This is a genomic window from Oleiphilus sp. HI0123, assembly GCF_001635315.1.
Genome location: NZ_LWGE01000951.1, coordinates 1 through 7,839 on the forward strand (window position 1 = coordinate 1; position 7,839 = coordinate 7,839).

The window sequence follows — 7,839 nt, forward strand, 5'->3', positions numbered from 1 at the left end:
TGATCGGCAGTCTATTCGTTCACTGGAAGAATTCTTGATTCGTAATGCCCAGGGAAGTGCTGTGCCGCTCTCTCAAGTCGCGAGCTTACGAGCAGAGTCAACGCCGGCTGTTATTAGTCGTTTGAATCTGAAGCGTACTATTAGCGTTCGGGCTGATGTCGACAAACAAGCAACCAATATGTTGGTGTTGCAACAGGAGCTACGAGATTATATTGACCGGCAGCTTGGGCAGTTTCCGGGTGTGAGCTACAGTATGGAAGGTGAAGCGAAAGAGCAGCGCCAGTCTTTCGGGAGCTTGAAATGGGGCGTCTTATTTGTGCTGTTTATAATTTATAGCTTATTGGCGATCCCATTTAAGTCTTACTTGCAGCCGGTGGTCGTCATGGCGGTGATTCCTTTTGGCGCAATCGGAGCCATTGCCGGGCACTGGATTATGGGGATGGACCTGACGCTAATTAGCTTGCTGGGAATGTTGGCGCTTACGGGAATTGTCGTGAACGATAGCTTGGTTCTGGTGGATTTTGTTAACAAGCGCCGCAAGGAAGGCAGGGACTTATTGCTAACAGTTAGCGGTGCAGCTGCTGCACGATTCCGCCCAGTTATTCTTACCTCTTTGACCACCTTCTTTGGTTTGATGCCATTGCTGTTTGAACAGTCAACCCAGGCTCAGTTTCTGATTCCGATGGCGGTCTCTTTAGGCTTTGGTATTGTTTTCGCTACCTTAATTACCCTAGTGCTGGTGCCGGTAAATTATTTGGTGATTGCCGATATACAGAGACTGTTTCGCAAGCAAGCACTTAGCGACTAAACTGGCAGTAGCGGTGTGCCAGGCTAATCATGGCTTGATCTTCCGTCTCGAGTATAAGTTCTTTATCTTCGATATAAGAGAGTGCCTGCCCACTCAGCTGATTGCTACTTTGGCTCTGTTCCAGGTAGCAATATTGTTCAGAGGGAGTTTGTAGGTCATCTGGCTCGTAAGTCTTACCTGTTACCACATATTCACCTGTCGATATAAGTGTGCGGTGAAACACGGTAAAGGAGGTATCAATAAAGGCTTTGTCTGGATTGTTATTTGAATCTTGAGCCTCAGAGATAATCTTTAGGGCATCACTAGTCTTTCGGTCTGAGGCGGACTTGAGTATCGATTCGGTATAGGTGATATCGCTGCTGAAAAAGCTGCCTGAGCTTGAGAGCAACCACCAGATAGCCGCAGCTGTTAGGGCAAGCACGCAGAGGCTGACGGTGATGTGCATGGCCATCAGTGTGCGACGAGAGCTCTGCTGGAACTGATAAAGAGAGGAGAGCTCCAGTTGTTTATCCACTTGGGTATCTATAGCACGATTCATCGCATCGAAGTTGTGCGAGACGGACTCGTATTGCTCAGACTCTTTATCGCCTGTTGTTTGTTCACTTGCTTGCTTAGCCATCACTATGCCCGTTATTAGGCTTGGTTTCATCACGGCCTTTAGTATTGTTTTCCTTTAGGTCTTGCTCATCAAAGCTGTGATTCTCGGCAAGTTTGAGTAGCGACTTATCCTCCGTATACAAAGGTACGTGTACGATTTCCTTTTTGATGATCTCGACAGGAACTTCAACCTTAACCACTTTCTCGACAGGCACTTCTTTGATGACTTCGGTGGCGACTTCTTTTATCACGGGGCGGCGCTGCACTTGTCTCCAGTAGATGATAAGGCGGCGGGCGCTATTGAAAGCTTTCTTGGTAATTGAAGGGATGCTGTCTCGATCTGCTTTATAGTCTGCAATTGATGGGTCTCGAATAACGTAGGATGCAAAGGCCAATAAGATGCCAGTCACGGCAATAAGCAAAGCAAGGCTACCAAACCATAGTGTTGCAATGGTCATCACATCCTTTCTGCCCAGGTCAGCTGCAGACTCTTTGTTATACCACCATTGAGCCATGCGGTAGACTTGGTTGTCGCCAACTTTCAGGTTGACCAGATTACGCAGTTCAACGCGCTGTTTGCTCTTGTCAAAGATAGTCTGATCGAGTTCTTTAATAATGGCATCATTTTCAGAAAGCTGTTTGAATTCCTTTTCTCGTATTTGCTCATTCTCGCCTTGCTGTTCTTGGAATTTCTTTTCGACACGTGCCAATTCCTTCATATGAGTTTGAATGACCGATTCGATATCTTTTTCGCGGGCTCCTAGACTCTTGCTGAGCTTCAGTGATAGCGCCTGAATTTTTTGGTTTAGCGTATCTTCTCGTGCCTGATAGCGATCTTTGACGGCCTCGATATCCTGGTTATAAGTGGCTCGGAGTGTCTTTTGTTTGTCTGAGTCACTGAGTTTATTCAGTGCAAGGCGTAGGTCTTCAACCTTCTTCTCTTGCGTTTCGACGAGAGCATTCTGTTCTTTCTTAACTGAGTTTTCAGAGAAGAAGCCTGCATCAGCGATTTTCTTCTCTCGCTTCACTCGAAGCTCTTTTAGATAGGCTTGTTCATTGGCAAGCTGTTGTTGAAGGCTTCGGCGTTGAGTGTCTAGCTCACTGCTGGCATTGAGCGTCATTTGTCGTGAAGCCTCAATCAGTGCATCCAGTTCCTTCTGACGGTCAGCGCGTAAAGCTTTGAGCTGCTCGCGTCTATCTTCAATTTGCGCAGATAGGCCTTTGATATATTCATTTTGAGTTGCAGCGCGTAAGCCCTGAATGCGGTCCTGAATTACTTCTGCTTGGCGAGAACGCTCTTCTGATATGATGGCATGACGCTGGCTGTATTCGGCTTCAATTTGCGAAGAGCTTAAGCTTGCCAGACGAGTGCGCCGTATTTCGAGTGGTTCAATTTCCTCTTCGACGGCCACTAGTTCTTTCTTATGTTTATCGATTGAGAAAATCAGGGCATGAAAGTTTCTTTCGAAACCATTGAGGGCTGATTCAAAAGTGATAAAGGCTAGAAAAATTAGGGAGGTACCGAAGATAAACTTCCACTTTGTATTGCTGGTTTTATAGGTCGCCGCAACAAAAGGAATTTTGGTGATTTCGACAATCGCGACCATCAAAAAAGGCATCATGGCGATAAACACATTGGTGTAATCGCCAAAGCCCAAACCCTGAGGGCGATTATTTTCTATCTCGGTGAACGAACTGATGCCTTGCATAATGGAGATGGCAAAGCCGATAATCACGGCGCATATCTCAACCGCCCAGGCAAAGAATATTAGCTTTTTGCCAATGCTCTCGCGTTCCGGGTTTATCGTTAAAGAGGGTGCTTGAACCGGCTCAATTGAACTGGTAACGGTTTGAGCTTGGCCGTTTGTCATGCCTTTGGGTTTCCGTTATTGTTATTTTTTCGATTGTTTGTGTATGTTATCGAAGTTTTACGCTTAAGCTACTTCGTTCACACTATCTTCTAATAGTGAGTTAATTCGCTATCTAAATCAGTGACTCAGGTATGAAAAATAGTATTGTTCTCGCTAGTTTGCTTTTTCTGCTTCTTACTAGTGCCTGTACTACCCGGCAATTGGCGGAAGTATCTCCTCTTGAAGAAGATGTGTCAAAGCTTGAGAAGCTTAGTCCTGAAGAGAAGCAGAGCAAAGAGAATGAGACAGCGGAAAAGAAAGCCAAAAAAGAAAGTCAGGCCGCTACTAAGCAGATAGAGCCAGAATCACCTTTGCAAAAACAAGCTGAAAAGGCATCCCAAAAAAAGCTCGGGCAGCCTTCCGATAAAACACAGGCTAAGCAAAAAGAGAGGCAAACTTCGCAGAAGTCGGTGGAAGCTTTGGAGCAAGAGTATTCAACTGAGCCTTCAAGTATGCGCTCAAGGGATGAGTTGGAGAAGAGTAGCGATAAGGCTTCGAAGAATACATACTCTCCTATGAAAGATAGTGCAGCGGCTTCGGCTAAAGAAGATCAACAGGATGGCGTGGGAAAAAATGCGCTTGAACAACTAGAGCAAGCAGCTGGTGGAGAAAAAGCAGGCACGAAGTATTTAAAAGATAAAGATGATGAAGACCCTTCCTTGGAAATAAATGGAGTGCTTAGTGATAGCGATACTGAAGGTAATGCTTACCATATAGAGGGTGATGATGCCCCTGTAACGATTCTGGGAGAGGGGGGGGAAGTGATTATTTTACAAAAAGATCGTGAGCAAACATCCACTTTTCGGAAACGGAGAACCTGGAATATGCAGCGTCAGTTCTAAGTTAATACAGCTTGTTTGCGCTCTAAAGCGATGATTATCTAGGGCTTGATGCTGACTGCTTCACGTATCATGGGATGAAAGCTTGCTCTATACTTGCGTCATTTGTAGGATAGCCTCTAATTGCCGAAAGGAGGTCTGGGAGAGTTTGATGAAAAAGTTGAGTGCATGTGTCCTGATTGCCGTATCGCTGCTTATGGGTGGCTGTCAGAGCTTTCAAAAAGATAGGGACTTGGAACTGTATATTGTTGGTGCTGGCTTGAGCTATGCGATTGGTAAACATGTTTGTCGTCATAGTGAATTCGTTGAAACCTGTGGTGTAAGTGCCGCGGCTACCTTTATCGTTTGGTACTAAGCTTTATTTATGTCGGAAGACCTTCTTCGCCTGGATAAACAGGTTTGTTTTTCTTTATATAGTGCTTCCAATGCGATGGTTCGAGCCTATCGGCCATTCCTTAAATTACTGGACCTGACCTACCTTCAGTACATTGTCATGATGGTATTGTGGGAAAAAGACGAAATCAACGTCAGTGATTTAGGGGAGCGGGTTCATCTGGACTCAGGAACCTTAACACCTTTATTAAAGCGTCTTGAAGCGAAAGGCTTATTGAGTCGAAGTCCTGGTCTTCGTGATGAGCGAGTAAAAATTCTTACTTTGACTGAAAGTGGTCGCTCTCTAAAAGCTGAGGCGCAAGCGGTACCTGAGCAAATGCTTTGCAAGCTTGACCTACCTCCTGAGCAGTTACAAACCTTAAAGCAGCAATGCGAGGCGCTGCTCAAAGTACTGTAATTGTTTCCTTTAAGACTAGTGTGCAGCAAGCCAGCTGGTGAGCCTATTCTCTTGTCTGAGGTGCGGTTGTAAGGCATCAAGCCAGGTCTGTAACTTCTCCAGATACAGTTTTTGGCACTGTTCAATTTTTTTCTGATCCCATGCCAGCTCTTCTAATAGCTCATGATAGGCTTGCTCTGTTCTGTTCACGCGAGCCAGATAGTCTTTGCCGAGTATTAAGCAAACGGCTTTGCGGTAGCGCTGCTCATCGAGTGAAACCTCAGCTTCGTAGTCTTCTTCGCCGCCATAAGGAATAGATTGCCTGATTAGTAGAAATGCTTCCGTTGCTTCCAGAATAAAGTCGCTGTCATGGTGGTTCAGGTTGATAAGCATAAGGGTCGAGAAGTTATCCAGTGCAAATACTTCTTGCCCGGATACGCCTAAATCAAACTGACTAACCAAGGCTCTGCCTAGTTCAAACCACAAATATTTTTCAACGGCTGCGCTGTATATCGCTTCTTGTATACCCTCTTGTTGAGGGTATTTGGCAATTAGGCCTTGATCTAGTTGGTATAGAAAGGAGAAGGGGATGTCGATCTTTATATCAACCTGGCTGGTTTGTTTGTTGTTCGAGCTTGCAGTGTCAAGTGCTAAAGGTTGGCTCGTTGTAGCCTGGTCAGCTTGGTGAAAGTGATAAATGATGCTTTGTTTTAAAATAAGGTCTTGTTCACTAAATATTCGCAAGCGTTCGAAAACTTGAGACTTTTTCAGACGTGTAATTAGCTTGGTATCGTATTCACTCTTAGCGTCAGTTTGAAATGATAAGTCTGATGGCTGTTGAGGCTCAGTAATAGAGATCGATGCGTAGGTGCTGAAGGTTAGGGTTGACGTTATAAGCAGGAGCAGTAATCTGATATGTATAGAAGGAGTCATGGGAAGCGTCTATTTATTATTTAAATTATCTATTGTGGTACCCAGTTAGCCCATTCTATTCGGAATTTAAACTAAATGTACTGAATCTTTGGTAATGTCGGCTGAATCGCACTCTTCTTTTAAAGTATTGAAAACAGATAAAAGAAGAGTGCCAGGTTTGGCTTTAGGTTGAGGCAAGGTGCTCGAGTAAATATTGTTGTGCGCAGACTCGAGATTCGGCTTCGGCAGGTTGGTTCAAATGATATTTTCCCTCGGTGTCCATAATCCAGCTTTGGCAATTATCGCTTAGGTAGAAGCCAATTTCGGCTTTCACGCGTTCTACTAGCTTCTTATCTTCCATCGGGAAGCAGGTTTCAACACGCTTTAACAGGTTACGGGTCATCCAGTCGGCACTGGCACCATAAATCTGGTCATTACCATCATTGTGGAACCAATAAACTCGAGTGTGCTCCAAGAAACGCCCGATCACAGAGCGTACTTCGATCGTTTCGGAAATACCCTCTAGCCCTGGACGTAAACAGCATATGCCGCGGACAATAAGCTTAATAGGCACGCCTGCTTGTGATGCTCGATACAGTGCCCGAATAATTTTGGGTTCTGATACTGCATTAACTTTAATGGTGATTCCTGAGGCTTTACCTGCTTTGGCATTATTAGCTTCTCTTTCTATCATCGAAACCAAAGAGTCATGTAAGGTGAAAGGAGCATGGAATAGTTTTTTGATCTTCAGTGCTTTGCCCATACCCGTGAGCTGCTGGAATATTTTATGAACCTCTTTCCCGAGAGCTTCATCACCACTCATAAAGCTATAGTCTGTATAGAGGCGGGCGTTCTTTGCGTGATAATTACCCGTACCCAAATGTACATAGTGCCTAAAACCTTCGGCTTCGCGTCGGGCTACGAGTATCATCTTGGCGTGGGTTTTATAGCCCACTACGCCATAAACGACGACAGCGCCAGCTTCTTGCAGGCGGCTGGCTAGTTCAATATTTTCTTCTTCGTCAAAACGGGCTCGTAATTCTATTACTGCAGTGACTTCTTTTCCGCGTCTTGCTGCATCGACCAAGGCGGCAACAATTTCAGAATTAGCGCCGCTACGGTAAAGTGTTTGTTTAATAGCAACGACATCGGGGTCTAGGGCAGCGTGTCGAAGAAAATCGATAACTGGTGTAAAGCTCTGGAAGGGGTGGTGCAGAAGAATATCTTTCTGTTTTATAGTTGAAAAAATATTGCTGCTTTTCTTTAAAGGCTTTGGCAGGCCTGGAGCGAAGGCCGGGTAGAGTAGTTCAGGTTTGTCGACTAAATCTGGTAGTTGCATTAGGCGAGAAAGGTTAACCGGGCCTCGCACTTGATACAGTTCATCTTTACTCAGTTTAAACTCTTTGAGCAAGAAAGAGATCAGATGCTCTGGGCAGTTGTCTGCAAGCTCTAATCTAACAGCGTCACCAAAACGTCTCGAGAGCAGCTCCCCTTTTAATGCAGAGGCCAGATCCTCCATATCTTCTTGTTCAAGTTCAAAGTCGGCATTTCGGGTTAAACGGAATTGGTAACAGCCTTGCACTGACATGCCGGGAAATAGTTGGTCAACATGAGCGTGAATAATTGAAGATAAGAATACCAGTTCATCACCCTTGGAAATCTCCGCAGGTAATTTAATAAGCCTGGGTAAAGAGCGGGGGGCGGGAACGATTGCCAGGCCGGTTTCACGACCGAAAGCATCTTTTCCGTCCAGCTCTACGATAAAGTTTAGACTCTTATTTACCAGGCGAGGAAAGGGGTGTGAAGGGTCGAGACCGATGGGGTTAATAATCGGTAGTACTTCGTTATCGAAATAATTAGCTAACCATTCATGTTGAGCTTCACTCCATTCCTGGCGTCTTAGAAAACTGATCCCCTCTTTTTTTAACTCAGGCAGAAGCACATCATTCAAAATCTCATACTGTTCACGAACAAAATCTGTCGCGATATGTTTGATTTTTTCTA

General features: G+C 45.0%; 8 protein-coding genes. 4 read left to right on the plus strand and 4 right to left on the minus strand.

Annotated features, from left to right (window positions below):
* Positions 1-808 (plus strand): efflux RND transporter permease subunit (locus tag A3761_RS08250; protein ID WP_197472974.1); only part of this gene is annotated, 808 nt, incomplete at its 5' end.
* Here A3761_RS08250 and A3761_RS08255 read toward each other — a convergent pair.
* A complete protein-coding gene (locus tag A3761_RS08255) occupies positions 798-1,427 on the minus strand; it encodes a hypothetical protein (RefSeq protein ID WP_068553390.1) in 630 nt (209 codons plus the stop codon). The two genes, A3761_RS08250 and A3761_RS08255, sit on opposite strands and share 11 nt — an antisense overlap.
* Entirely contained in the window at positions 1,420-3,276 is a 1,857-nt protein-coding gene (locus A3761_RS08260; RefSeq protein ID WP_068553389.1) for a hypothetical protein, read from the minus strand. The genes A3761_RS08255 and A3761_RS08260 overlap by 8 nt, the downstream gene beginning before the upstream one ends.
* A 131-nt stretch (positions 3,277-3,407) precedes the next feature.
* On the opposite strand from A3761_RS08260, the gene A3761_RS08265 reads away from it, so the two are divergent.
* From A3761_RS08265 to A3761_RS08275, 3 genes are all read left to right on the plus strand, one after another.
* On the plus strand, positions 3,408-4,157 hold the full coding sequence (locus tag A3761_RS08265) for a hypothetical protein (RefSeq protein WP_068554474.1): 750 nt from the start codon (positions 3,408-3,410) through the stop codon (positions 4,155-4,157).
* A 148-nt stretch (positions 4,158-4,305) separates the two neighbouring features.
* A complete protein-coding gene (locus A3761_RS08270) occupies positions 4,306-4,509 on the plus strand; it encodes a hypothetical protein (RefSeq protein WP_068513493.1) in 204 nt (67 codons plus the stop codon).
* Positions 4,510-4,518: 9 nt separating this feature from the next.
* The gene (locus A3761_RS08275) at positions 4,519-4,944 is read left to right on the plus strand and encodes a MarR family winged helix-turn-helix transcriptional regulator (RefSeq protein WP_068513497.1); all 426 of its coding nucleotides are present in this window, start codon (positions 4,519-4,521) and stop codon (positions 4,942-4,944) included.
* Between the two features lie 15 nt (positions 4,945-4,959).
* Here the strand turns inward: A3761_RS08275 and A3761_RS08280 are convergent, their stop codons facing one another.
* Both A3761_RS08280 and ppk1 read right to left on the minus strand, forming a co-directional pair.
* Positions 4,960-5,856 (minus strand): DUF4344 domain-containing metallopeptidase, encoded by an 897-nt coding sequence (locus tag A3761_RS08280; protein ID WP_068513500.1) that lies wholly within the window; start codon positions 5,854-5,856, stop codon positions 4,960-4,962.
* 163 nt (positions 5,857-6,019) lie between these two features.
* On the minus strand, positions 6,020-7,839 hold a 1,820-nt coding region (ppk1, locus tag A3761_RS08285; protein WP_068750098.1), incomplete at its 5' end, for a polyphosphate kinase 1.